20 protein-coding genes are annotated in these 23,389 nt (G+C 68.3%); 7 read left to right on the top strand and 13 right to left on the bottom strand.

What is annotated here, in order from left to right:
• Positions 1 to 9 precede the first annotated feature (9 nt).
• The 8 genes from ACWCRB_RS22985 to ACWCRB_RS23020 form a co-directional block, all read right to left on the bottom strand.
• Positions 10 to 1,602, bottom strand: a complete 1,593-nt coding sequence (locus ACWCRB_RS22985) for a pyridoxal phosphate-dependent aminotransferase (protein WP_450997824.1) — start codon at positions 1,600 to 1,602, stop codon at positions 10 to 12.
• A 211-nt stretch (positions 1,603 to 1,813) separates the two neighbouring features.
• Positions 1,814 to 2,860 carry an aldose epimerase family protein gene (locus tag ACWCRB_RS22990; RefSeq protein WP_450997825.1) on the bottom strand — a complete coding sequence of 349 codons (1,047 nt, stop codon included), beginning with the start codon at positions 2,858 to 2,860 and terminating at the stop codon, positions 1,814 to 1,816.
• Positions 2,861 to 2,933: 73 nt separating this feature from the next.
• On the bottom strand, positions 2,934 to 4,181 hold the full coding sequence (mmsB, locus tag ACWCRB_RS22995) for a multiple monosaccharide ABC transporter permease (RefSeq protein ID WP_369036738.1): 1,248 nt from the start codon (positions 4,179 to 4,181) through the stop codon (positions 2,934 to 2,936).
• Positions 4,178 to 5,728 (bottom strand): multiple monosaccharide ABC transporter ATP-binding protein, encoded by a 1,551-nt coding sequence (mmsA, locus tag ACWCRB_RS23000; protein WP_450997826.1) that lies wholly within the window; start codon positions 5,726 to 5,728, stop codon positions 4,178 to 4,180. Before mmsA ends, mmsB begins: the two co-directional genes overlap by 4 nt.
• Before the next feature lie 32 nt (positions 5,729 to 5,760).
• Positions 5,761 to 6,873, bottom strand: a complete 1,113-nt coding sequence (gene chvE / locus ACWCRB_RS23005; protein ID WP_450997827.1) for a multiple monosaccharide ABC transporter substrate-binding protein — start codon at positions 6,871 to 6,873, stop codon at positions 5,761 to 5,763.
• Between the two features lie 156 nt (positions 6,874 to 7,029).
• The gene (locus ACWCRB_RS23010; RefSeq protein ID WP_450997828.1) at positions 7,030 to 7,998 is read right to left on the bottom strand and encodes a hypothetical protein; all 969 of its coding nucleotides are present in this window, start codon (positions 7,996 to 7,998) and stop codon (positions 7,030 to 7,032) included.
• Positions 7,999 to 8,128: 130 nt separating this feature from the next.
• On the bottom strand, positions 8,129 to 9,133 hold the full coding sequence (locus ACWCRB_RS23015; protein WP_389350955.1) for a zinc-dependent alcohol dehydrogenase: 1,005 nt from the start codon (positions 9,131 to 9,133) through the stop codon (positions 8,129 to 8,131).
• Entirely contained in the window at positions 9,130 to 10,287 is a 1,158-nt protein-coding gene (locus ACWCRB_RS23020) for a mandelate racemase/muconate lactonizing enzyme family protein (RefSeq protein ID WP_235479423.1), read from the bottom strand. Before ACWCRB_RS23020 ends, ACWCRB_RS23015 begins: the two co-directional genes overlap by 4 nt.
• A gap of 481 nt (positions 10,288 to 10,768) precedes the next feature.
• On the opposite strand from ACWCRB_RS23020, the gene ACWCRB_RS23025 reads away from it, so the two are divergent.
• From ACWCRB_RS23025 to ACWCRB_RS23050, 6 genes are all read left to right on the top strand, one after another.
• Entirely contained in the window at positions 10,769 to 11,764 is a 996-nt protein-coding gene (locus ACWCRB_RS23025; protein WP_450997848.1) for a LacI family DNA-binding transcriptional regulator, read from the top strand.
• Positions 11,765 to 11,865: 101 nt separating this feature from the next.
• The gene (locus ACWCRB_RS23030) at positions 11,866 to 12,870 is read left to right on the top strand and encodes an ABC transporter substrate-binding protein (protein ID WP_450997829.1); all 1,005 of its coding nucleotides are present in this window, start codon (positions 11,866 to 11,868) and stop codon (positions 12,868 to 12,870) included.
• 143 nt (positions 12,871 to 13,013) lie between these two features.
• A complete protein-coding gene (locus ACWCRB_RS23035) occupies positions 13,014 to 14,552 on the top strand; it encodes a sugar ABC transporter ATP-binding protein (protein WP_450997830.1) in 1,539 nt (512 codons plus the stop codon).
• Positions 14,549 to 15,682, top strand: coding sequence for an ABC transporter permease (locus ACWCRB_RS23040; protein ID WP_450997831.1), 1,134 nt, complete (start codon positions 14,549 to 14,551; stop codon positions 15,680 to 15,682). Before ACWCRB_RS23035 ends, ACWCRB_RS23040 begins: the two co-directional genes overlap by 4 nt.
• Entirely contained in the window at positions 15,682 to 16,707 is a 1,026-nt protein-coding gene (gene yjfF / locus ACWCRB_RS23045; RefSeq protein WP_450997832.1) for a galactofuranose ABC transporter, permease protein YjfF, read from the top strand. The genes ACWCRB_RS23040 and yjfF overlap by 1 nt, the downstream gene beginning before the upstream one ends.
• Before the next feature lie 194 nt (positions 16,708 to 16,901).
• Positions 16,902 to 17,666, top strand: coding sequence for an SCO2400 family protein (locus ACWCRB_RS23050; protein ID WP_450997833.1), 765 nt, complete (start codon positions 16,902 to 16,904; stop codon positions 17,664 to 17,666).
• 4 nt (positions 17,667 to 17,670) lie between these two features.
• On the opposite strand, the gene ACWCRB_RS23055 is transcribed toward ACWCRB_RS23050, so the two are convergent.
• The 4 genes from ACWCRB_RS23055 to ACWCRB_RS23070 all read right to left on the bottom strand — a co-directional run bounded on the left by ACWCRB_RS23055 (position 17,671) and on the right by ACWCRB_RS23070 (position 21,004).
• A complete protein-coding gene (locus tag ACWCRB_RS23055; protein WP_450997834.1) occupies positions 17,671 to 18,465 on the bottom strand; it encodes a hypothetical protein in 795 nt (264 codons plus the stop codon).
• Between the two features lie 104 nt (positions 18,466 to 18,569).
• A complete protein-coding gene (locus ACWCRB_RS23060) occupies positions 18,570 to 18,731 on the bottom strand; it encodes a GNAT family N-acetyltransferase (protein WP_450997835.1) in 162 nt (53 codons plus the stop codon).
• Positions 18,732 to 18,817: 86 nt separating this feature from the next.
• A complete protein-coding gene (locus tag ACWCRB_RS23065; RefSeq protein ID WP_450997836.1) occupies positions 18,818 to 20,416 on the bottom strand; it encodes a subtype B tannase in 1,599 nt (532 codons plus the stop codon).
• Between the two features lie 150 nt (positions 20,417 to 20,566).
• Positions 20,567 to 21,004: a MarR family winged helix-turn-helix transcriptional regulator gene (locus ACWCRB_RS23070; RefSeq protein WP_235479430.1), complete on the bottom strand. Its 438-nt coding sequence runs from the start codon at positions 21,002 to 21,004 to the stop codon at positions 20,567 to 20,569.
• A 106-nt stretch (positions 21,005 to 21,110) separates the two neighbouring features.
• Here ACWCRB_RS23070 and ACWCRB_RS23075 point away from each other — a divergent pair, with 106 nt between their 5' ends.
• Entirely contained in the window at positions 21,111 to 22,142 is a 1,032-nt protein-coding gene (locus tag ACWCRB_RS23075) for an NADP-dependent oxidoreductase (RefSeq protein WP_450997837.1), read from the top strand.
• An 84-nt stretch (positions 22,143 to 22,226) separates the two neighbouring features.
• Here the strand turns inward: ACWCRB_RS23075 and ACWCRB_RS23080 are convergent, their stop codons facing one another.
• Positions 22,227 to 23,378, bottom strand: a complete 1,152-nt coding sequence (locus ACWCRB_RS23080; protein ID WP_450997838.1) for a serine hydrolase domain-containing protein — start codon at positions 23,376 to 23,378, stop codon at positions 22,227 to 22,229.
• Positions 23,379 to 23,389: the final 11 nt, after the last annotated feature.

Raw genomic sequence — 23,389 nt, forward strand, 5'->3', positions numbered from 1 at the left:
GGCGCGGGGTCAGCTCACCTGGCCCATGCCCGCCGCGTTCGGCCAGCTCTGGGCGGCGGGCCAGCCCGTCGCCGGGGCGGGTGCCAGGCCCGGTCCTGTCGTGCCGCGGACCTGGGCGGCCGTGAGGCCGTTGCGGGCCGGGACGCCGGACGGGGTGGGCTGCTGCTGGCCCATCGGCATCTGGGGCTGCTGCATCTGCGGCTGGGGGACCGGCTGCGGCTGCTGCTGCATGGGCATCTGCATCTGCATGCCCGCGCCGCCGTAGCTCTGCGCACCGCCGTAGCTCTGCGCGGCCATCGCGGCCGGCATCTGCTGCATGGCGGCGGGCATCGGCATGGCCGGTTGGGGGGACGGCATGCCGCTACCGAGGGCCTGAGCGGCAAGGCCGGGCATACCGCCCCCGTTGGTGGCACCGACGAGTCGGTCCACCGCCGCCGTGCCCGAGCTGTAGTTGGTCCCTGTACCCAGCTCGGGCACGGCGGCTCCCCTCCGGCTCCCGTAGAGCACCTGTTCCAGGCCGGACACCAGGCGACGCACGTCCGTCTGGGGGCGCACCACGAGACGCACGAAGCGGCTGGAGGAGCCGATCTTGTTGCCGCACTCGCGGATCAGGATGCGATGCTCGGTGAGCATCCGGTCCCGGACCACGGTGCCCTCGGCGCCGACGGGCAGGCGCACGAAGAGGAAGTTGCCCTGCGACGGGTAGACCGTCAGACCGGGCAGGGAGGAGAGCTGGCTCGCCATGTCGAGGCGGTCACGGCGCACCTGCTGGAGGCTCTGCATGTACTCCTGGCCATGCTCCTTGAGCATGAACACCACGTACTCGGCGAAGGCGTTGAGGTTCCACTTCGGCAGCATCGAACGGATCCGGCCCGCGAGCGACGGGTTGGCGACCATGTAGCCGAAGCGGATGCCGTGCAGACCGAAGTTCTTGCCGAGGCTGCGCAGGACGATCACGTTGGGGCGGATCATCGCCTCCTGCACGACGCTCGGTTCGGCCTCCGCGTCGGCGAACTCCAGGAACGACTCGTCGATGATGACGAGGTCGAGGTCGGCCATCGCGTCCATGAACTGCACGAGCGCGTGCTTGTGCAGGAAGCCGCCGTCGGGGTTGTTGGGGTTGCAGATGACAGCGACCCGGGTGCCGCGCGCCCGGATGAACTCGGCGTACTGGGCGAGGTCGAGGTTGAAGCCGCTGGACTCCTGGAGCGGGAACATGTCGACCCGCTTGCCGGTCTCCATGGGCTGGTCGGTCCAGCGGCCGAAGGTGGGGACGGGGACGGCGAGGGACTCACGGACCAGCAAGTGGTCGATCCAGGTGATCAGTTCGGTCGAGCCGTTGCCCATCGCCACTGCCTGCGGCGGCAGTTGGAGCAGATTGCACAGCTCGGCCGTGATCGTGTCGGCGCTGCTCGGGTAGTACGTGATGATGTCCCGCAGCCGCGCCGACATGGTGTCCATCATGGCCGGGGTGGGGAAGTACGGGTTGCAGGGAATGCAGAAGTCGACCGGACCGGTCCCGTCGCTCTCTCGCGCCAGCGCAGCCATCGACGGGCTGTGGGCCGCCGTGCTGCGAAAGAGCGAGGTGACGTTGTCGGCCATGGAACCTCCGTATGTGGCGAACCCGTTGGGGAGGACGGGCCCTCCGACTCTTGGGTGGCCCGCGCGGGGGAGCGCGGGCCAGCCTTAGATACGGATGCCTGTGGGGCGCTGTTCAACGGCTGTGGTTTCGATGGGAATTTGTGAAACTCCTGTGAAACCGATCATCACTCTTACCGTTGGTAACGTTTGCTGTCACCATGGCTGATGGAGATTACGCGCCGAATGAGTGGATCGTCGTCGTGCGATAAATCCGGTCGGGGCGCAGCACGGTGGAGGGGAAATCCGGCCGGTTCGGGGAGTCCGGGTAGTGCTGGGTCTCCAGGCACAGCGCGTCGCCCTGACGGTGGATCGTGCCGCCGCTGCCGACGAGGGTGCCGTCGAGGAAGTTGCCCGAGTAGAACTGGAGCCCCGGCTCGGTGGTCGCGATCCGCAGTGTGCGCCCGGACGACGGGTCCTTGAGGGTGGCGACGTGTTCCGGCTCGGCCGTGACGCCCTTGTCGAGCACCCAGTTGTGGTCGAACCCCTTGGCGTACAGCAGTTGTTGGTGGGCGGCGCGCAGATCCGCGCCGACCGTCTTGGGCGTACGGAAGTCGAATGGGGTGCCCGCGACCTCGGCCGGTTCACCGGTGGGGATCAGGCCGGCGTCGACGGGGGTGTAGCGGGCGGCGGCGATGTCCAGCTCGTGCCAGAGGACCGAGCCGCCGCTCTCGCCGGCCAGGTTCCAGTAGACGTGGTTGGTGAGGTTGACGACGGTGGCCCTGTCGGTGGTCGCCTCGTAGTCGATCCGCCAGTCGCCGTCCTCGGTGAGGGTGTAGGTCACCTTCGTCGTGAGGGTGCCGGGGAAGCCCATCTCGCCGTCGGCGCTGGTGAGTTGGAGACGCAGGCCGACGTCCGTGCCCTGCTCGAAGGGCTCGATGTCCCACACCCGCTTGTCGAAGCCCTCGGTTCCGCCGTGCAGGCTGTTCTCGCCGTCGTTGACGGACAGTTGGTACGAGGTGCCGTCCAGCGTGAACCGGCCCGCGCCGATCCGGTTGCCGTACCGGCCGATCAGCGCGCCGAAGTAGGGGCTGGCGGCGACATAGTCCTCGATGCTGTCGAAGCCCAGGGAGACATTGGCGTACCGGCCCTCCCGGTCCGGGATCTCCAGGGACTGCACGATCCCGCCGTACGACAGGACCTTCAGCCGGGTGCCGCCGTTCTCCAGCGACCAGCGGTGGATCTCCGTCCCGTCGGCGAGCTTGCCGAAGAGTTCCTTCATGGTGTTCCTGCCTCCCCACATGCGGAGGGGCCTCGCGGACGGACTGCCCGCGAGGCCCCGGCGAACTACCTGTCTACGAACCGACCTTGCGCTTGTTCCACACGTCGAACCCGACCGCGGCCAGCAGGGCCAGGCCCTTGATGACCTGCTGCCAGTCGGAGCCGACACTGAGGAGGTTCATGCCGTTGTTCAGCACGCCGAGGACGAGACCGCCGATGATCGCGCCGAGGATGGTGCCGACACCGCCGCTCATGGACGCGCCACCGATGAACGCCGAGGCGATCGCCTCGAGTTCGTAGTTGAGGCCCGCCTTCGGCGAGGCCGCGTTGAGGCGGGCGGCGATGGCCATACCGGCCAGGGCCGCGAGCGCGCCCATGTTCAGGAAGACCAGGAAGGTGACCTTCTTGTCCCTGACGCCGGACAGCTTCGCCGCCGGAAGGTTGCCGCCGATCGCGTAGATGTGGCGGCCGAAGACGGCGTTGCGCATGACGTAGCCGTAGCCGACCACCAGGACACCGAGGATCAGGAGGATGATCGGCGCGCCCTTGTAGCTGGCGAGCAGCATCGTGACGACGAGGATCGCGGCGACGATGGAGACGAGCTTGAGCAGGAAGATGTTCCTGGGCAGCACCTCCAGCGCGAACTCCTGCTGCCGCTTGCGGTCACGGACCTCCTGCAGCACCGCGAAGACGATCAGGGCGAGGCCCAGCAGCAGCGTGAGGTTGTGGTAGTTGGTCTCCGGACCGGTCTCGGGCAGGAAGCCGTTGCCCATCTTCTGCAGACCGTCCGGGAACGGACCGAGGGTCTGGCCCTCCAGCAGGATCTCCGTCAGCCCGCGGAAGATCAGCATGCCGGCGAGGGTGACGATGAACGACGGTATGCCGCCGTACGCGATGAAGAAGCCCTGTACCGCGCCCGCCACCGCGCCCATGAGCAGGCACAGCACCACGGCGACCGGCCACGGCACATCGTGCTGCACCGTCAGTACGGCCGCGAACGCGCCCACGAACGCCGTCAGTGAGCCGACCGACAGGTCGATGTGGCCCGCGATGATCACCAGCATCATGCCGATCGCGAGGATCAGGATGTAGCTGTTCTGCAGGACCAGGTTGGAGACGTTGCGCGGCAGCAGCAGGTCGCCGTCGGTCCAGACCGCGAAGAGGGCGACGATCAGGCCGAGGGCTATCAGCATGCCGTACTGGCGCATGTTGCGGCGCAGGCCGTCCAGCACCAGCTGGAGCAGGCCACCGCCGGTGGCCGAGCCGCCGGACTTCCCGGGCGGCGCCGGGGCCGGGGTCTTGGCGGTCACATCCGTGCTCATCGGGATACCTCTTTGTCCTTCGTCATCTGGCGCATCAGCACTTCCTGCGTGGCCTCGGCCCGCGGGACCTCGCCCGTGAGCCGCCCGGCGGCCATGGTGTAGATGCGGTCGCACATACCGAGCAGTTCGGGCAGCTCGGAGGAGATGAAGACGACCGCCTTGCCCTCGGCGGCCAGCTTGTCGATCACCGTGTAGATCTCGAACTTGGCGCCCACGTCGATCCCGCGGGTCGGCTCGTCCAGGATCAGCACCTCGGGACCCGCGAAGATCCACTTGCTGAGGACGACCTTCTGCTGGTTGCCGCCCGACAGCTTGCCCACCGGCTCGAAGACGGTCGGCGCCTTGATGTTCATGGATTTGCGGAAGCCCTCGGAGACCTGCCGCTCCTCGTGCTCGTCGACGACACCGCGCTTGGAGACCTTGCCCAGGGCACTGAGCGAGATGTTGCGGTTGATGGTGTCGATGAGGTTGAGGCCGTAGTGCTTGCGGTCCTCGGTGACGTACGCGATCCCGTGGCCGACCGCCTCGGGCACGGTCTTCGTACGGATCTCCTTGCCGTCCCGGAGGACCGAGCCGCTCGTGTACCGGCCGTAGGTGCGCCCGAAGACACTCATCGCGAGTTCGGTGCGGCCGGCGCCCATCAGGCCCGCGATCCCGACGATCTCACCGCGCTTGACGTTGATCGACACGTCGTCGACCACCTTGCGCTGCTGGTCGATCGGGTGGTGCACGGTCCAGTTGCGGACCTCAAGGGCCGGGGCCGCGCCGACCTCCCCCTCGTACGGGGTGCGCTCGGGGAACCGGTGGTCGAGGTCGCGGCCGACCATTCCGCTGATGATCCGGTCCTCGGTGGTCTCCGCCGCCTTCACGTCGAGGGTCTCGATGGACCGCCCGTCGCGCAGGATCGTCACCGAGTCGGCGACCTTGCGGATCTCGTTGAGCTTGTGGGAGATGATGATCGAGGTGATGCCCTGGTTCTTCAACTCCAGGATGAGATCGAGGAGTTTGCCGCTGTCCTCGTCGTTCAGCGCGGCGGTCGGCTCGTCGAGGATGAGCAGTTTCACCTTCTTCGACAGCGCCTTCGCGATCTCCACGAGCTGCTGCTTGCCCACGCCGATGTCGGTGACGCGGGTCTCCGGGTGGTCGTCGAGGCCGACCCGGCGCAGCAGTTGGGACGCGTGCCGCAGGGTCTCGTTCCAGTTGATGAACCCACGCGTGGCGTGCTCGTTGCCGAGGAAGATGTTCTCGGCGATGGAGAGATACGGCACCAGGGCCAGTTCCTGGTGGATGATCACGATGCCGTGCTGTTCGCTGGCCCTGATGTCCTTGAAGGTGGAGATCTCTCCCTCGAAGAGGATGTCCCCCTCGTAACTCCCGTGCGGGTGGACGCCGGAGAGGACCTTCATCAAGGTCGACTTGCCGGCGCCGTTCTCCCCGCAGATGGCATGGACCTCGCCCTGACGGACGGTCAACGTGACGTCCGACAGCGCCTTGACGCCAGGAAAGGTCTTGATGATCGAGCGCATTTCCAGGACGGGTCCCGCCATGGTCGTGCCTTCCAATCCCTAGAATGCGGCGGTTAGTTGAGGTCGCTCGCCTTGATGTAGCCCGAGTCGACGACGACCTTCTGGTAGTTCGACTTGTCCACGCTCACCGGGGTGAGCAGGTACGCGGGAACGACCTTCGAGCCGTTGTCGTACGTCTTGGTGTCGTTGGTCTCCGGCGTCTTGCGGTTGAGCGCCGCGTCGACCATGTTCGCGGCCACCTTGGCGAGTTCGCGGGTGTCCTTGTAGACGGTCATCGACTGCTCGTCCGCGATGATCGACTTCACCGAGGCGACCTCGGCGTCCTGGCCGGTGACGACCGGCAGCGGCTTGCTCGCGCTGCCGTAGCCGTCCGACTTCAGCGCCGAGATGATGCCGATGGAGATGCCGTCGTACGGCGAGAGCACCGCGTCGACCTTGCCGCTCTTGTACGAGGCGGTGAGGATGTCGTCCATGCGCCGCTGCGCGGTGGCACCGTCCCAGCGCAGGGTGGTGACCTGCGTCAGCTCGGTCTGGCCGGACTTGACGACGAGCTGCTTCTTGTCGATGTACGGCTGCAGGACCTTCATCGCGCCGCCGAAGAAGTACCGCGTGTTGTTGTCGTCGTTGGAGCCCGCGAACAGCTCGATGTTGAACGGCCCCTTCTTGGAGCCGTCCGCCAGGCCGAGCTTCTCCAGGATGTAGTTGCCCTGGAGCTCGCCGACCTTCTCGTTGTCGAAGGACGCGTAGTAGTCGACGTTCTCGGAGCCGAGGATCAGACGGTCGTACGAGATCACCGGGATGTCGGCTTCCGCGGCCTGCTCGAGCACGTTGTTCAGCGACTTGTTGTCGATCGCGGCGATGATCAGCGCGTCCACGCCCTGCGTGATCATGTTCTCGATCTGCGAGACCTGCTGGTCCGGCTCGTCCTCGCCGAAGACCAGCTTGGTCTTGAAGCCCTTGGACTCCAGGTTCTTGACGACGTTGGCGCCGTCGGCGATCCAGCGCTCGGAGGACTTGGTCGGCATGGAGATGCCGACGGTCGCGTCCTTGGCGTCGGCGGAGCCCGCCTCGCTGCCACCATCGCTGCTCTGACCACAGGCGGTGAGGGAGAGGGCGAGAGCGGCGGAGGAGGCTATGGCGGAGAGTGCGGCTCTGCGAGTACGCATGATCATCATCCTTGATGTCGTGAGGCCTGGAGCGGTCTGGCGGTACGGGCGCCCTGTGGGCTGAGCGAGGGAGAGACCGAGCGGAGTCGTGGAGACGAGTCGTGGTGGAGTCTGTTCGACTGCGTCGTGTTTTGTGAAGGGGCGTTGTCCGTAACGTTATGCAGGCGTTTCGAACCGCTTGAGGGCGCCCGGCAGCCGCGAGCCGAGCGGCGCCATGTCGCCGTCCGCCCCGTGCCGCGCGAGCAGGTCCAGAGCGAGCCGGCCGCGCCGCACCCGTTCCTTGGCCGTGGACAGCGTCAGGTCGCGCATGTGGTTCCCGTAGGGGTAGATCCCGGGCGCCTTGGACAGCCCGAACTTCAGGTAGAGCGGTGCGCCGCGCCGGATCAGCTCGGCGACCTCGTACATCCGCACATAGCCGCCGAGGTCGTCCGGCGCCTCGATGTACATGTCCATCGGAGCGGCCGACACCCGCCGGATTTCGGTGAGATGATCGAGCGTCAGATCGCTCGGTACGTTGATCGAGTCGCCGCCGAGGTTCTCGTACACCGCGTACGCGCTCGGGTTCACCGGACCGATCAGCGCCGACACCTTGAGCGTCGTGTCGGCCGGGATGATTCCCCCGACTCGCGCCCGGTGCAGGGTCCACAGCACGCCCTCGTCGGCGACGAGCAGGCACTTGACGCCCAACTCCGTTGCCCTGATGGCGTCTTCGACGCACCCGGCGACCGCGTCATGGCCCCGGGCGCGCAGCCCGCCGCCCTTGGAGTCGGTACGGGTGGAGCCGCCGATGTCCCAGGTGCCGCGCGGACCGGTGAACAGGCACAGCTCGATGTCACGCTCGGCCGTCGCCTCCACCATCTCGGTGATCTCGGCGTCGGTGAGCATCCAGACACCGCTGCCCTGGCTGACCCGGTGGATCGGCACATCGAGCCGCGAGGATTCCTTGAGGACGACGCCGAGCGCCTCGGGCCCCTCCACGGAGGGCACCTCGGTACGCCAGCGACCGCCGCCGGGGAAGGTGTGCGGGGAGGAGTCGGAGGGGTCGAGTGCGGGCACGTCCAGGCCGAGCGCGGCGAGCGCCTGCTCTCCGGGGCGGCGGGCTGCGGAGGCGGTGGTGTCGGTCACAATCTGTCCTTCAGGTTCGGCAGGTTCGGTATTTCGGACGAGGTTCGCGGCTCTGGGTGCACAAGGCTTTGGATGTACGCCGGTACGGGGTCGTCAGGTACCCCGTACCGGCGTACGGCTCAGGGGTGTGTCATGGCCGCAGCAGGACCTTTCCGACCTTCGGATCGCCGGACCCCACCAACTCGATGGCCTGCGGAAACTCCTCCAGCGGCAGCTCGTGCGTGACCAACGGCAGCGGATCGAGGAGCCCGGCCCCGAAGACCCGCACCGTGTGCGCCCACGCGTCCGGCGCGGCGCCGAACACGGTGTGCACCTCCAGCTGCCGTACGACGAGATCCGTCGGGTCGAGCCCGTCCGCACCCGGCGCCGGGATCCCCGTCAGGACCAGCCGGCCACCGCGCCGCAGCAGGGCGGCGGCGGTACGCGCCGCGTCCGCGGACCCGGCGGTCTCGATGACGACGTCGAAGTCGTCCGGCAGCTCCTGGTCCTTCGTACGGAAGTCCGTGGCGCCGAACCGCTTCGACAGCTCGGCCCGGTCCGGACGTGTCCCCACGACCAGCAGCTCGGACGGCGAACCCGCCTTCAGGAACTGCACGGCGAACATCCCGAGCGTCCCGGTGCCCACCACGGCCACCCGCTCACCCGGAACGGCGTTCGCCTTGAGCGCGGCGGCCGCGATGCACGCGGCCGGCTCGAGGAGCGCCGCCGCCGTGAGATCCGCGTCCTCCGGCAACACGTGCAGCAGCCGCGCGGGCAGCGTCAGCGTGGTCGCCATCGCGCCGGGCTCGGTGAACCCGGTCTCCTCGTACCCGGCACTGCACAACGTTGTCTCGCCCGCGTGACAGCGGTCGCACACCTGGCAGTTGCGGAAGCCTTCCCCAACGACCTTGCGCCCCACGAGAGTTGCCGGAACCCCGGCCCCGACCGCCGCCACCGTCCCGGACCACTCGTGGCCGGGGATCAGCGGGTAACGGACGTACCCCTCGGGCCTGTTGCCCTGGTAGACCTCGCGGTCGCTGCCGCAGATCCCGGCCGCGTGGACCCGTACGAGGGCCTCGCCGGCCTCCGGCTGCCGAGGCTCGTGCGGCACCAGACGGTGCTCGCCCGGAGCCTCGATCACCACGGCGCTGCTCACTCGGTCCCCTTGGGCTTGCGCTGCTCCCAGCCCTCGGCCCACAGGTCGAAGCGGGCCTGCTGCTGCGGGAACTCCGCCGCCGCGTCCACGTCCAGCTCGACACCGAGGCCGGGCTTGTCGGAGAGGTGGAAGTAGCCGTCCACGACCTCGGGGGCGCCCGAGACGACCTTCTTGATCTCCGCGTCCGCGAAGTCGTTGAAGTGTTCGAGGATCTTGAAGTTCGGGGAGGTGAAGCCGACCTGGAGGGAGGCGGCCGTCAGGACCGGCCCGCCCACGTTGTGCGGCGCGACCAGCACGTAGTGCGTCTCGGCGGTCGCGGCCAGCTTGCGGGTCTCCCAGATGCCGCCGATGTGACCGACGTCCGGCTGGATGATGTCCACGGCCTGGCTCTCGAAGAGCTCCCGGAACTCGATCCGGTCGTGGATCCGCTCACCCGTGGCCACCGGGATGTCGACCTTCGCGGCGACCTTCTCCAGCGCCTTCAGGTTCTCCGGCGGGCAGGGCTCCTCCAGCCACGCGGGCTTGAAGGGTGCCAGGTCCTTGGCGAGACGGACGGCGGTGGCGGGGGAGAAGCGGCCGTGCATCTCCAGCATCAGCTCGGAGTCCGGCCCGATCGCGTCGCGCACGGCCTCGATCAGGGAGACCGCGTACATGCTCTGCTCGTGGTCCAGCTCGAAGTGGCCGGTCCCGAAGGGGTCGATCTTGAGCGCCTTGTACCCGCGCTCCATGACGCCCTGCGCCGCCTTGTGGTACGCCTCGGGCGTGCGCTCCGTGGTGTACCAGCCGTTGGCGTACGCCTTGACCTTGTCGGTGACCTTGCCGCCGAGGAGCTGCCACACCGGTACGCCGAGGGCCTTGCCCTTGATGTCCCAGCAGGCCATCTCGATCACGGCGATGCCGGACATCACGATCTCGCCGGCCCGGCCGTAGTCGCCGTACTTCATGCGCTTGACCAGATCCTCGACAGCGAACGGGTCGGAGCCGAGAATGTGGTTGGTCTTCGCCTCGTGCAGATAGCCGAGCAGCGCGTCGGTGTGGCCCAGCATGCGGGTCTCGCCGACGCCGGTGAGTCCCTCGTCGGTGTGCACCTGGACGTAGGTCAGGTTCCGCCACGGCGTCCCGACCACGTGCGTGCTGATTCCCGTGATGCGCACGGTACTCCCTAAGTCCTTTGGCCTGTTCGAGATATCGTCACTTGTTCGAAATGCTGTCGCGACAGTAAGGACGCATTGGCCGGGGTGTCAATGGGTCGAACGCACATCACTTCGCCGTGTCGTGGACGGCCGTCATCGGCGCCCACATCGCCGCGCCGCGGCCCTCCCGCCCACCGCATGCTGCGTTATCCAACCGTGACGCCTTCCTGATGCAGCCCTCTTGACCGGCATGAATTGTTAGCGCTCACAATGACCTCCGCGTTCACCAGTTGTCGCCCGACGGCATCCAAGGAGGTCCGAGAGTCATGTCGGCAGTGCCCCAAATGGCCTTCCCGCCCGGTGCCTTGGGGCAATCCGGAGCCCCGGAGTGAAGCCGGCGGCCCGGAAACGACCGCCCGCACCACAGGACTTATCCGCAGACGATCGCCAGGGAGGTGCCGTGAGCAACCCGCAGAGCAACTCGCAGCTCCGGCCGCCCACCATGGCCGACGTGGCACGCCAGGCCGGCGTGTCCCACCAGACCGTGTCCCGCGTCCTCGGGGATCACCCCAACGTACGGATCGAGACCCGGGCCAGGGTGCTGCACGCCATCGAGGAGATGGGCTACCGCCGCAACTCCTCCGCCCGGGCCCTGGCGACCCGGCGCACCCTGACCCTGGGTGTGGTCGCCTCCAACACCACGCTCTACGGACCGGCCAGCACGCTCTTCGCGCTGGAGGACGCCGCGCGTGCCGAGGGATATCTCGTCTCGACGGTCAGTCTGCGCGAACTGACGGTCGAGACACTGTCCGAGGCCCTGGACCGGCTCAGCGAAGGCGGGGTGGAGGGAGTGATCGCCCTCGCCCCCCAGCGCTCGGCGGTCGAGGCCCTCACCGAACTCCGCCACCCCTTCCCGGTGGTGGCCGTCGGAACCGGGTCCGGCGTGGAGATCCCCAGCGTCAACGTCGACCAGCGACTGGGCGCACGGCTGGCCACCGGCCATCTGCTCGCCATGGGCCACCGCACGGTCTGGCATCTCGCCGGGCCCGAGGACTGGCAGGAGGCCGCGGACCGGGCCGACGGCTGGCGGGCGACCCTCGAAGCGGCAGGGGTGGAACCGCCCTCGCCGCTGCGCGGGGACTGGAGCCCGCTGTCGGGCTACCGGGCAGGCCAGGAACTGGCGGGCTGGGTGGGCCGCGGTCTGACCGCGGTCTTCGTGGCCAACGACCAGATGGCCCTGGGGGTGCTGCGGGCCCTGCGCGAGGCGGGCGTGCGCACTCCCCAGGACGTGGCGGTGGTCGGCTTCGACGACATCCCGGAGTCGGAGTTCTTCGCCCCGCCGCTCACCACCGTCCGGCAGGACTTCTCGGCGGTGGGCTCGCGCTCCATCGCCCTGCTGCTGGACCTCATCGAGGGCCGGACGCCCTCAGGGACGTCCCAGGTCGCCATCGAACCCCAACTCCTCGTTCGCGCCAGCACGTTCCCGTACAACCCCTAGCACCGACCCGATCGTCCCCACGACAGCACGCGGTCGATATCTCGAACAATGATCGACAGGCTGGACGCAGTGTGTGCGTCGGCTCTTCAAAGGAGAAGAACATGCTCAACAGACGGAACTTCCTCACTGCGGCGGTCGGCGTGGCGGCGGCGACGGGCCTGGCGGCCTGCGCCAAGGAGGACGACAGTTCCACTGGCTCCACCTCCGGTGGCAGCAAGGCGCTCGTCCTCGGCTTCTCCCAGGTCGGCTCCGAGAGCGGCTGGCGCAGCGCCAACACCGACTCGGTGAAGGAGGCGGCCAAGACGGCGGGCTACACCCTCAAGTTCTCCGACGCGCAGCAGAAGCAGGAGAACCAGATCTCCGCGATCCGCAGCTACATCACCCAGGGCGTCGACGTCATCGCCTTCTCCCCGGTGGTCGTCACCGGCTGGGACGCGGTGCTCAAGGAGGCCAAGGCCAAGAAGATCCCCGTGGTCCTCACCGACCGCTCCGTCGAGACCTCCGACGAGTCCCTGTACGTCACCCTGGTCGGCTCCGACTTCACGGACGAGGGCCGCCGCGCCGCCAAGATCCTGGAGAAGGTCCTGGAGAAGGCCGGCAAGAAGGGCGCCGTGAAGATCGCCCAGCTGGAGGGCACCACCGGTGCCGCCCCCGCGATCGAGCGTGCCAAGGGCTTCAAGGAGGTCATGGACGCCGACCACGCCGACGACTGGAAGATCGTCGTCAGCCAGACCGGCGACTTCACCCGGGCCGGCGGCAAGCAGGTCATGGCCGCCTTCCTGCAGTCCAACCCGGACATCGACGTGCTGTTCGCGCACAACGACGACATGGGCATCGGTGCCATCCAGGCCATCGAGGCGGCCGGCAAGAAGCCCGGCAAGGACATCCTGATCGTCACGGTCGACGGCGTGAAGGACGGCTTCATCGCGATGTCCGAGGGCAAGATCAACGCCATCGTCGAGTGCAACCCGCTGCTCGGCCCCCAGCTGATGGAGGTCGTCCAGAAGGTCAAGGACGGCGAGACGGTCGAGCGCTGGATCAAGACCAAGGAGGGCGACTTCATGCAGGACCAGGCAGCGGCCGCGCTCCCCACCCGCAAGTACTGACCCACCGCACGCATCGGCAGGGAGCCCCCCACCACGAGCCGGGGGCTCCCTGCGGGCCTGAACGCGATTCACGATTCAACGCGATTCAGGACTCAACGCGACTACGAGATTTACGCGATTCAAGATTCAAGAGGAGCGCTGCCATGGCAGAGCCGCGGCCCGTCCTGGAGATGACGGGCATAGTCAAGGAGTTTCCGGGGGTACGGGCTCTGTCGGGTGTCGACTTCCGGCTCTTCCCCGGCGAGATCCACGCCCTGATGGGCGAGAACGGAGCCGGCAAGTCCACCCTCATCAAGGTGCTGACCGGCGTCTACCCGCTGGACGGCGGCAGGATCACCCTCGACGGGCAACCCGTCCGCTTCGACAGCCCGCTGCAGGCGCAGCAGGCCGGCATCAGCACCGTCTACCAGGAGGTGAACCTCTGCCCCAACCTCTCGGTGGCGGAGAACATCTTCATCGGACGTGAACCCACGCGCTACGGCCGCATCCAGTGGAGCCGTATGCGCAAGGAGGCCGCGGAGCTGGTCGACCGCCTCGGCCTCGACATCGACGTCACCGCGCCCCTGTCCTCGTACCCCCTCGCCGTGCAGCAACTGGTCGCGATCGTACGGTCGGTGGGCACCGGGGACAGCGACGGCGCCGGAGCCGGCACCAAGGTGCTGGTCCTCGACGAGCCGACGTCCAGCCTCGACCGCGACGAGGTCCTCGAACTCTTCCGCCTGATGCGGCAGTTGAGGGACGAGGGCGTGGCGATCCTGTTCGTCTCGCACTTCCTCGACCAGATCTACGAGATCTGCGACCGCATGACCGTCCTGCGCAACGGCGCCCTCGTCGGCGAGCACATGGTCAGCGAACTCGACCAGGTCGGACTGATCCAGCTGATGATCGGCAAGGCCATGGACCAGCTGGAGGGGCTCCACGAGCACCAGCTGCACGCCGACGTCGGCGAGACCCTGGTCGAGGCGGACGGCCTCGGCCGGACGGGCGGTATCGCCCCCTTCGACCTGGAGATCAAGAAGGGCGAAGTCCTGGGCCTGGCAGGCCTGCTGGGCTCCGGCCGAACCGAACTCGCCCGGCTGCTCTTCGGCGCCGACCAGCCCGACAGCGGCAAGGTCAGCATCGGCGGCAAGCAGGTCTCGATGAGCGCCCCGAACGACGCGATCGGCGCGGGCGTCGCCTTCTGCTCGGAGAACCGCAAGACGGAGGGTCTGGTCCCCGACCTGACGGTCCGGGAGAACATCATCCTGGCCCTCCAGGCGGCCCGCGGCTGGACCCGGCCCATCCCGGTCGCCCAGCGCGACGAACTCGTCGCCAAGTACATCAAGGCGCTGGACATCCGCCCCGCCAACCCGGAGGCCCGGGTAGGGCAGTTGAGCGGCGGCAACCAGCAAAAGGTGCTGCTCGCCCGCTGGTTGATCACCCAGCCGAAGCTGCTGATCCTGGACGAGCCGACGCGCGGCATCGACGTCGGCGCGAAGGCGGAGATCCAGAAACTCGTGGTCTCGCTCTCCGAGGAAGGCATGTCCGTGCTGTACATCGCGGCCGAGTTGGAGGAAGTACTCCGCCTGAGCCACACGATCGGTGTGCTGCGCGACCGCAAGCTGGTCGCCCGCATCGCCAACGGGCCCGAGATCACCCCCACCCGGATCCTGGAGACCATCGCGAGCGGAGAGCACCAGTGACCACCACTCCCCGTTGGCGGACGCTGACCCAGCATCACCTGTTCTGGCCGGTGGCCGTGCTGGTCGTGCTGCTGCTGATCAACGTTCCCTTCACCCCCGACTTCTTCTCGATCAAGATGACGGACGGCCACCTCTACGGCAGCCTCGTCTCGATCGTGCTGTTCGGCTCGCCGCTCATCCTGGTGGCCGTCGGTATGACCCTGGTCATCGCGACCGGCGGCATCGACCTCTCCGTCGGCGCGGTCGTCGCCATCACCGGTGCCCTGACCTGCTCGTACATCAGCGACCAGTCAGACCAGGACGCCCTGTCGGGAGTCTTCCTGGCGATGGGCATAGGCCTGGTGGCGGCGGTGGTCTGCGGCCTCTGGAACGGCTTCCTGGTGGCCAGGATGGGCATCCAGCCGATCATCGCGACCCTGATCATCATGGTCGCGGGCCGAGGCGTGGCCCAGCTGATCACCGACGGCCAGATCATCACCATCAACAGCGAGCCGTACAAGCTGATCGGCGGCGGCTACTGGCTGACCCTGCCGTTCTCCATCTTCGTGGTCGCGGCGGTCGTCGCCGTCACGGTGGCCCTGACCCGCAAAACGGCCCTCGGCCTGCTGGTCGAGTCGGTCGGCGGCAACGCGGAGGCCAGCCGACTGGTCGGCATCCGCTCCCGCCGCATCAAGATCATGTGCTACGTGTTCTGCGCGCTGTGCGCCGGTATCGCGGGCCTGATGATCAGCTCCAACACCTCGGCGGCGGACGGCAACAACGCCGGCCTGTGGATCGAGCTGGACGCGATCCTGGCGGTCGTCATCGGCGGCACGTCACTCCTGGGCGGCCGGTTCTCGATCGGCGGCACGGTGGTGGGAGCCCTGGTCATCCAGACCCTCACGACCACGATCTACACCATCGGCGTACCGACCCAGACCAACCTGGTCTTCAAGGCCGCCGTCGTCATCGTCGTCTGCCTGCTGCAGTCGCCGAAGTTCCGCGCGAAGGTCTTCGGCAACAGGTTCGGCCCCGGGAAGTTCGGCTCCGGGAAGGGCGCGAAGGGCGGCAGCGGCACCTCGGACGCAGCCGCCCCGGCGGACGCCGCCCAGACGACGACCACGGCAGCCCCCAAGATGGAGGTGTCGTGATGAGCACGACCACCCAGACCCCCAAGATCCAGGACGGCCGTCCGGCGACGTCCAAGGCCGCAAGCCTGCTGGGCGACCGGCGCCTGCCCGTCGTCGTGACGGCCACGCTCTTCCTCGTGATGTACATCGTGGGCCTGAGCCGCTACCAGAACTACGGCTTCGGCGAACCGCAGGTGTTCCTCAACCTGTTCATCGACAACGGCTACCTGCTGGTGGCCGCGGTCGGCGCGACCTTCGTGATCCTCTCCGGCGGCATCGACCTCTCGGTCGGCTCGGTGATCGGCTTCACGACCATGCTCACGGCCTGGCTGGTGGAGAAGCAGGGCCTGCCGATCCTCGTCGTCATCCCCATCGCACTGGGCGTGGGAGCCTTCGGCGGCTTCCTGATGGGCTATGTGATCCACAACTTCGAGATCCAGCCCTTCATCGTGACCCTCGCCGGACTCTTCCTCTTCCGGGGCCTGTGCCTGGTCATCAGCAAGGAGTCGATCGCCATCGACGACTCGTCGGTGAGCAGCATGGCGCAGGCGCAGGCCCAACTGGGCGTGGGCTTCCTGTCGATAGGCGCGATAGTCGCCCTGGTCGTCCTGGCGGTGGCCTTCTACATCCTCCACTACACCCGCTTCGGCCGACGCGTGTACGCCATCGGCGGCAACGAGCAGTCGGCGATGCTGATGGGCCTCCCGCAGGGCGGCACGAAGATCGCGGTCTACACGGTGAGCGGCTTCTGCTCGGCGCTGGCGGGCCTGCTCTTCACGCTCTACATCCAGTCCGGCGACCCGCTGCACGCGACGGGCATGGAGCTGGACGCCATCGCCGCGGTCGTCATCGGCGGCACGCTGCTGACGGGCGGCTCGGGCTATGTGATCGGCACCCTGTTCGGCGTCCTGGTCCTGGGCCTGATCAAGAGCATCATCCAGTTCGAGGGGACGCTCAGCTCCTGGTGGACGAAGATCGCGACAGGCGTACTGCTCTGCGCGTTCATCCTGATCCAGCGGGCCATGACGGCACGCGGGAAAACCTGAGCCGGGGGACGCCCTGTGCGGGCTTGGGGCCGGACCGGCCCCAAGCCCGCAGCCCTGTCAGAAGATGCCGGAACTATGGCGTGGAATGGTCGGGCTTGACCCCAACCGATCAAACCTGAAACGCCGGTTCCGCACGGAAACTTCACAGTCACCCCTAGGAACGCGCCCTACGGGGAACTTATTCTTCCCGCGTCATGGACTTCTGCCACCAGTGCCAACGGCACCTCAACGGCGCACTCGCCTGCCCGGGGTGCGGCTCATCGATAGCGCCCCTCCACACGCACGTGGAGGAGACCGACGCGCGCCCGGAAGAGGGCGGTGCCGATGAGGTACGGCGTCCTGGGCGTGCGGAGACCCGGAGGGCGGGCCGCGGACGAGGCCGTGCGGTGGCAGAGGCCGAGGCGGCTGACTCCGACGAGTACGACGACGAGGACGAGGCCGCCGACCAGCCGGTCGGCAGCCGACGCGACCGCAAGGCCGCGGCGCACCGACGGCGCCGGAAGCGGACGCTGCTGGTCGCCGTGGGGTTCGTCCTCGCGGCGGGCGGACTGAGCCTCGCGGAACTGGGCATAGACGCGCCGGGATCGAGCCCGAAGCCCGCGGCGGCGGGCGGCGAGTCGGCCGACGGCTCGGCGACGACGGAGGCCGGCGACACGGCGGAGCCCCTGTCCGACGAGTCGTCGTCGGCGGACGACGGCGCATCCGACTCGGCGTCCCCGTCGGGGTCGCCATCCCCCTCGGCATCCGAAAGCTCGGGCTCCCCGTCCCCGACGGCCTCCCCGAGCAGAAGCAAGGACGCCCAGTCGGCCCCGGTCGGCTCGGCCCCGACCCCGACAAGGGGCGAGTCCTCGACCCCGACGGACTCGACGACCCCGACATCGGACCCGACCACGGCGGACCCGACCCCGGAACCCTCGCCTTCGGAGACGTGCGAGCAGTTCCTTTGGTGGTGTACGTAGGGTTTCACGCACCCCGGGCGGCGCCCGGCCGCCGGTGCTGGTGGAGCAGCCGGGCCGTGCACACCACGACCGGTACGGCAACGGCGGGGACGATCCACGACGGTATGCCGAGCCACACAGCGGGCAGCCCCACGGCGACGCAGATGAACATCATGACGAGGAACAGCGGTCTGCCGTACGGGCGCCAGGTGAAGGGCTCGTGGTCATCGGGCCTGGCCAGCCGCACCGCGCCGAACCCGAGCCCCAGGGCCGCCAGGAGGCCCAGGAACGTGCCGAGGGCGACGATCATCTGAGGTTCGGAGCGGGGCTCTTCGGAGGTGCTCTGCCGAACCCCTCCGTCGCTCAGCGACATGACGTCGCCGCGCCAGACGACCGCGCCGACCTGGTCGTCCGGCCGAAGCCGCTCCAGCAGCGGCCCGGGATCGCCGAAGGCCACGACCCCGTTCCAGAAGGGCGCCCCGGACAGGGTCGCCTTGTAGCTGCCGGATCTGCTCTGCTCGACCTTCGTGCTCTCGACGGTGAAGGAGACCGTGCGCAGGCAGTCCTCCCACGCTTCCGCTGTCGCCCCGGCAGGGCACGGCTCCGCCGCCCTGTAGTCCTGGTACCGCCCGATGTCGGAGGGCAGCCACATGGTGAACACGAGGAAGCAGCCCAGCGCCGGTATCAGGGACAGCACGATCAGCACCACGCCCACGAGCCGCGGTCGGCCCGGAGTCCGTCGTACGGGTCGACCGGCGTCCGGCGGAGGCGATGACGGCCCGTCCATCCCCTGGGTGGTGTCCGTGCCCGGCACTGTCATCACTCGCCTCCCCCTGAGTCGGCCGATGGCCAACTGGCGCTGCCAGTAGGCATCTTATGGCCGTGAGTGACCGGGAGACCGTGGTGAACAGGACCGGAGCGGAGCTACAACTCCCGCTCGGCCACCGCGAAGCTGCCGTACCCCTGCCCCTGGAGGTCCGCGGCGATGTCGAGCCGCCACAGATAACTCCGGTACGGCTCCACCGGATGCGCCGGGTCGAAGCCGGCCATGACGAACCCGACCAGCCGTTCCCCGTCGCAGATCACCCGGGGCCAGTACTACCACCGGGCGCCGAGGAGCAGCCACGGAGTAAGAGGGAGCGCAGGGAGCAGACGGAGCAGTGGCCGGAGGGCTACTTGGTGCTGGTCTTGTACCCCGTCACCTTGGCGATCCAGGTGATGAAGTCCGCCGCGTCGTCGTTCGCGCCGTGCCCCGAGTCCCAGTACATCAGCGCGTTCACGTCGTCGCCCAACTGCTCAAGGCTCGCTGCCAGGTTGCCCACCACCGACAGCGACGTGTCGCTGTCCTTCGTGCCGACCCGGATCCACCAGTGCTTCGCCCGCGAGGGGTTCCGCTTCGCGATGAACGGCATCGGGTTCATCAGCGTCAGCTTCTCGGGCAGGTCACTGTCGAGGCGCGCACTGCTGCTGCCCTCGTGCCGCAGGCTGTACAGCGTGAAGTGACGGGCCTGGGTCGTCCCGGTCCCGAACAGGTTGTTCTCCCCGGCGGACAGATCGAACGCGTCGAACGCCGGTGTGTCCTTCTTCCGCGCACCCACGTGCGTAAGGAAGTCGGCCCACGTGAAGGTCGCCTTCCCGCCGGACCACGTGATGAAGGTGTTCGCCGCGAGATACGTCGAACGCGCCGACTCCGAAAGGGAGTCGAGGTACTTGGTCGCGGCCGGCCGGAGGTAGGTCTCCAGCAGGTAGTCGTCCAGGTTGCGTGCCGTCAGCGCGCCGAAACCGCGCGCCCGGAGCTTCAGCGACGCCTGGTACTCAGTGAACGCCGTGCTGAGGTCCTTCGACACCGTCTGGTCCACCAGCGAGCCCGAACTCAGCTTGTTGGCGCCCCAGTTCCACTCGTACGCCATGTCCGCGTGTTCGAGGTCGGTGATCGGGCACCAGTCACCACTGGCGAAGATCGCGTCGCTCGCGTCGGCCGCGCCCAGCTCCGTCAGGTACTCGGCGTACAGCGGGCTGTCGCCCGACGCCCCGAGCAGCGCGGACAGGGCGCCACCGGCACTCGTACCGGAGGAGACGATCCGGTCGGTGTCGCCCGGGATGCGGCCCTTGTTGAAGCGGAGATAGCGGACAGCGGCCTTGAGGTCGACGATCGCCGCCGGCGCCGTGCCGTAGTAGGTGCCGGACGAGTCGACCAGCGTACGGCCGCGCGCGCCGGGCTCCACGACCACGTACCCCGCCGCCAGCCCCAGCTTGGCGTTGCTCACCATCTCGCCCTGCTGATCCACCTGGGCGTTACCGCCGGACGCGACTTCCCCAGAGGCGGAAGCCGATGCCGATGCCGACGGAGCCGCACCACCCGGTGCCCCCGTCATCCCCCCGCCCCCGATCCCCGTGGCGTCCGCCACCGACGACGGCATGTACCCGCCCACCGCGTTGGCGAACAGGATGGGCGCCCGGGTCGCGTCCACCGCCGTACCGTCGATCTCGACCGGGACGCTGACGTTCAGGCTCTGGTACTTCTCGTCGACCGGGTTCGTGACGTACGTGATCGCCTTGTAGAAGTGGTACGTCACCGACCTGTCGCCGGCGTCCGTGGTGATCGTCGTGGTCAGCTCGGTGTACGCGTCCTTGTCGAAGACCAGCGCGCCGGACGAGGCGGAGGACGACGAGGACTCCGAACCGGCCATGGCCTCGTTGTTCACGAACGTGGCGATCGCCGGGACGGCCACTGCCGCGCCCAGTCCTCCGATTACGGTCCTGCGCTTCACGATGTCTCCTAGGTCCGTGAGGGGGTCTGTCTGCGCATGCGAACGTAATTTGGTGGCGGCAAAATCGTCAACAATTTCGTTGAACTCATCGCCAACGCACAGCGGGCCCCTATGAACTGACAGGAGCTTTCTCAGAAACCGAGGCTTGCCCTATGCCTCCGCCATCCGCACCAGCAAACCCCGCAACAGCACCCGCTCCTCCTCCGACAGTCCCGCCAGTGGCTCCCGGGCGAAGTTCAGGGACTCGCGCAGGCTCCGTGCGACCCGGACCCCCTCCTCCGTGCACGCGGCCAGCTTCACCCGGCGGTCCGAGGGGTCGGGGCGGCGCTCGACCAGGTCCCGGGACTCCAGCCGGTCCACGATCCCGGTGACGTTCGACGGCTCGCAGCGCAGCTTCCGGGCCAGTTGCCGCATCGGCAGCGGCCCCAGTGAGAGCAGGCTCAGCAGACGGGCCTGGGCTCCGGTGAGGGAGTGCTGCGTGGCCGCCTCCTCGTACTCCTGGTGGTAGCGGGCCACGACCGCGCCGATGAGGTCGACGACTTCAAGGGTCAGGGGGTCGGGGCGGCGAGTCTTCTCCGGTGTGGCCATGCTCTCCAGGCTACCCCTTTACTTGACACCCTGAAATATTCAGGAGCATTATTGTTTCACGTACTGAAGCATCTGAAGTATTTGAGCCGCACCGGAAGGCACCCTCATGTCCGACAGCTCCGCCCCCGCCCCGCTCCCCACCGTCAACCGCGAATGGCACCTGCTCAGCCGTCCGGTCGGCCGGCCCAAGACCGAGGACTTCGCCCTGGTCGAGGCCGCGGTCCCGCAGCCCCGCGAGGGCCAGGTGCTGGTGCGGAACCTGTACGCCTCCGTGGACCCGTACATGCGCGGCCGGATGAGCGACGCCAAGTCGTACGTCGCCCCCTTCGAGCTGGGCAAGGTCATGCAGGCCGGTGCCGTCGGCGAGGTGATCGCCTCCAACGCCGAGGGTCTCTCCGTCGGTGACCACGTCCTGCACTTCCTGGGCTGGCGCGAGTACGCGGCCGTGAACGCGAAGGACGCCGTCAAGGTCGACCCCGAGGCCGCCCCGCTGTCGACGTACCTCGGCGTGCTCGGTATGACCGGCCTCACCGCCTACGCGGGCCTCCTGCGCACCGCCTCCTTCAAGGAGGGCGACACCGTGTTCGTGTCCGGCGCCGCCGGTGCCGTGGGCGGCCAGGTCGGACAGATCGCCAAGCTCAAGGGCGCCTCCCGGGTCATCGGCTCCGCCGGATCCGACGACAAGGTCAAGCTCCTGGTGGAGGAGTACGGCTTCGACGCCGCCTTCAACTACAAGGACGGGTCGGTCAGCGAGCAGCTCCGCAAGGCGGCCCCCGACGGCATCGACGTGTACTTCGACAACGTGGGCGGCGACCACCTGGAGGCGGCCATCGGCTCCCTCAACCTGCACGGCCGGATCGCCATCTGCGGCATGATCTCCGTCTACAACAACACGGAGCCCGCCCCCGGCCCGAAGAACCTCGCCCGTCTCATCGCGACCCGTGGCCGTATCGAGGGCCTCCTCGTGGGCGACCACTACGACCTCCAGCCGCAGTTCGTCCAGGAGGTCGGCGCCTGGGTCCGCTCCGGTGAACTCAAGTACCGCGAGACGGTCGTCGAGGGCATCGACAACAACCTGGAGGCGTTCTTCGGGGTGCTGCGCGGCGACAACACCGGCAAGATGATCGTCAAGTACTGAACCGACCTTCGTACGGCGGTAGTTGTCGAGTACGACCGAGGCCGCACCCCTGGACGTGGGGTGCGGCCTCCGCCGCTGAACGGGTCAGTCGCGCAGCGCCGCCGCGTGCACCGCCCGTACGAACCGCTCGTTCTCCGGTGCCGCTCCGCCCGGGAAGGCGAACCGGCGGCGGGTGTAGCCGTACGCCAGGCCGCTGTGCGGGTCGGCGAAGGCCTGGGAGCCGCCCGCGCCGCTGTGGCCGATCGTGTTGGCACCCAGGAACGGGTAGGCCACGTCCGCGGTCTTCTGGAAGCCCAGGCCGAACGATTTGTGGGCCCGGGCCACCAGGTCGTAGCCGGTCGAGTGGAACTGGCCGAACTCCGCGACCGTGTCCGGCTTCAGCAGCGGCGCGTGCTCCCCGACCTCACTGATCGCCGCCGCGTACAGCCCGGCCAGCCCCCGAGCCGACGCCACCCCGCCGACCGACGCGGGCCCCTTGGCGCGGACCACCCGGTGGTTGGGCAGCGATTCGAGGTCGGTGGGCTCGGCCCCGTGGCGGTTGAAGGCGATCGACGCGAGCGTGTGCGGCCCGGAGGGGAGCGCGTCCAGCAACTGCCTCTCCTCCGGCGTCGGTTGCATGGGCTGGACGGTCCGGAAGCGGGGCTCCAGCTCCTCCGGCAGCCCCAGATAGAAGTCGAGGCCGTAAGGGGCGCGCACCCGCTCCTCGTGGACCTGCTGGAGCGTACGGCCGGTTGCCCGCCGGACGATCTCGCCGGTCAACGCGCCGATGACGAAGGCGTGGTAGCCGAACGCCGTCCCCGGGCGCCAGAACGGGCGCTGGTCCGCGAGGCGTTCGGCGATCACCCGGTCGCAGGCCAGCTCCTCCAGGGTGAACCCGGTGTCGGCGCCGACCAGGCCGGCCCGGTGCGCGAGCAGGTCGCGCAGAGTCAGGGTCGACTTGTCCTCGGCGGCGAACTCCGGCCAGTAGTAGGTGACTTTGCGGTTCAGCTCCAGGGTGCCCTCCTGGACCAGGACGGCGACCACGAGATGGGCGGCGCCCTTCGTGGACGAGTACACGCCGTAGAGGGTGTCCGGTCCCGTGTCCGGGCCCGCCCACAGGTCGACGACCCGCCTGCCGTGCACATACGCGCACAACTGGCCCTCGTAGTCCGGCTGTTCACCGGCGACGAAGCCGGCGAACTCCTCCCGCACTGCCTCGAACCCGTCGCTGACAGTGCCGTGGATCTCCTGCGTCATCCGCTCTCCTC

The organism is Streptomyces sp. NPDC002156 (assembly GCF_053593675.1).